Genomic DNA, 2,414 nt, shown 5'->3' with positions numbered 1-2,414 from the left:
TGAAATCATGCAAGCACCCCGGCTGTCCCAATCTGACAGACGGCTTGTACTGTACAGAGCACCAGTCCTTGCACCCAGACCGACCGTCTGCCGCTAAGCGTGGCTACGGCAGCAGGTGGCAGAGGCTGAGCAAAGCGTATCTCCGCCGGCATCCTTTGTGTGTGCGTTGCAAATCACAGGGAAGGTTCACGGCATCGACCGTGGTCGACCATATCATTCCTCACCGTGGTGATCCGCATCTGATGTGGGATGAAAGCAACTGGCAGGCTCTTTGCAAGTCTTGCCATGACCACAAGACATGGACGGAAGACCGAAATCCCGTCTATCGGTATTGATTGTGTCTGAAATGCTGCCGGTGGGGGGATAAAAATCGCTAATTGTGAATTTTTTACAGACCGGCGTCCACTCTCACGCACAAAAACCAAGGTTCAAACGGGGGATTAACCCCGAAAATATGCAAACAAGCCGAAACCTACGCAGTTTCGGCTGTTTTTTTCTCAAAAGGCAGGTGAAATCAGATGGCAAAGGACGGTACAAGAAGAGGCGGCAGACGAGTTCGTGCAGGTGATAAGCCGAAAGCCCTCTCCGACAAGATCGCAGAGGGCAAGGATGCAGATATTATGGAATTTCATGCTCCGGAATTGGATGCAGCTGATCTGGACGATGCCGCTGATTTGACCGGTGCGGATATGCCAAGCCCCAGTGCATACTTGTCTGCCCAGCAGAAGAACGGAAAACCGCTGGGAGCAGACATTGTGTACAAAGAAACGTGGCTCTGGCTGAAACAGCGTGGCTGTGAAAAGCACGTCAACAAACGGCTGCTGGAAAGCTACTCGCAGGCATTCGCCCGATTTGTACAGTGTGAAGAAGCCCTCAGTACCTATGGACTGCTGGGAAAGCATCCGACCACTGGCGGCGTTATCGCCTCTCCGTTTGTGCAGATGAGCCAGACATTTCAGAAACAGGCAAATTTGCTCTGGTATGAGATTTTCGATATTGTGAAACAGAACTGTACGACCAAATTTGACGGCACACCGCAGGATGATTTGATGGAACAGCTTCTGAGCAGCAGAAAGTGAGAAATACATGAAAGCAGATACCCAGTTCTGGCGAAATTTGAAAGCCAATCGCCAGAAGATGACCAAACAGCAATACCGCACGCTCAAGGGACAGGCGGTCAGCGGAAAAGTGCTGGACGCCAGAAAAGGTTTACAGAAAGTTTTGAAGCGGAGGAATGGAGCATGACCACAACTACAGAATTTCAGCTTGTTGATATCGACAAGTTAGTACCCTATGCCAACAACGCCAGAACGCACAACAAGGAACAAATCCTGAAACTTCGTTCTTCCCTTCGTGAGTTTGGATTTGTCAATCCGGTCATTATCGACAAGGCATATAACGTCCTCGCCGGTCACGGCAGAATTGAAGCCGCAAAAGAAGAAGGCATTACAGAAGTGCCATGTGTGTATGCCGACCATCTGACGGAAGCACAGAAGAAAGCGTATATTCTTGCTGACAACCGGATGGCATTGGATGCAGGCTGGGATGAAGAACTGCTGTCCGTTGAAATGCAGGAGTTGCAGGAACTCGGCTTCGACCTTTCCATGACCGGATTTGATGAAAAGGAATTGACAGACCTATTGAGTGTAGATGCAGATGGCGAGGTAAAAGAGGATGACTTTGACCTGTCCGCTGCCTTAGAAAAGGCAGCTTTTGTCCAGCGTGGCGATATATGGACAGTTGGCAGACACAAGCTGATGTGCGGTGATGCCACATCTGCGGAAGATGTATCTGCTCTCATGGGTGACACCAAGGCAAATCTCATTCTGACCGATCCTCCCTATGGCGTTTCGTTTAAGAGTGCCAGCGGTTTGACCATACAGAATGACAGTATGAAGAACGAGGAGTTTTATACATTTCTGCTGTCCTCCTTTCAGCGAATGGCAGAACATCTGGAAAAAGGCGGTTCTGCCTATGTATTCCATGCAGACACCGAAGGGCTGAATTTCAGAAAAGCTTTCATTGATGCCGGATTTCATCTTGCAGGCTGCTGTATTTGGGTAAAAGACAGCCTTGTGCTGGGACGATCGGATTATCAGTGGCAGCATGAACCTGTGCTGTATGGCTTTATGCAAAATGGCAAGCATCACTGGTATTCCGACCGCAAGCAGACGACCATCTGGCATTTCGACAAGCCGAAACGCAATGCCAATCACCCCACCTCCAAACCGCTGGACTTGCTTGGCTATCCTATCGGAAATTCTACACAGGAAAATGGCGTGGTAATGGACACCTTTGGCGGCAGCGGCTCTACTTTGATGGCTTGCGAACAAATGAATCGCATCTGTTACACCATGGAATTGGATGAAAAATATGCCTCGGTGATTCTTCGCCGGTATGTGGAAGATACGGGA

General features: G+C 49.6%; 4 protein-coding genes. All 4 read left to right on the top strand.

The window, feature by feature from the left end; all coding sequences use genetic code 11:
* Positions 1–335: HNH endonuclease (locus DXB92_RS13050; protein ID WP_147330080.1), on the top strand; the 335-nt coding region annotated here is incomplete at its 5' end.
* A gap of 183 nt (positions 336–518) precedes the next feature.
* On the top strand, positions 519–1,079 hold the full coding sequence (locus DXB92_RS13045; protein WP_022427384.1) for a P27 family phage terminase small subunit: 561 nt from the start codon (positions 519–521) through the stop codon (positions 1,077–1,079).
* A gap of 7 nt (positions 1,080–1,086) precedes the next feature.
* On the top strand, positions 1,087–1,245 hold the full coding sequence (locus DXB92_RS13890) for a hypothetical protein (RefSeq protein ID WP_181977092.1): 159 nt from the start codon (positions 1,087–1,089) through the stop codon (positions 1,243–1,245).
* A partial coding sequence (locus tag DXB92_RS13040) for a site-specific DNA-methyltransferase (RefSeq protein ID WP_117734209.1) occupies positions 1,242–2,414 on the top strand: 1,173 nt, incomplete at its 3' end. The genes DXB92_RS13890 and DXB92_RS13040, both read left to right, overlap by 4 nt.

Origin of the sequence: Ruminococcus sp. OM06-36AC (genome assembly GCF_003438725.1) — a bacterium.
GTDB classification, from domain to species: Bacteria; Bacillota; Clostridia; order Oscillospirales; family Ruminococcaceae; genus Ruminococcus_C; species Ruminococcus_C callidus.
The sequence above is the reverse complement of the archived record's forward strand: the minus strand, read 5'-3'. Positions and strand labels throughout refer to the sequence as shown.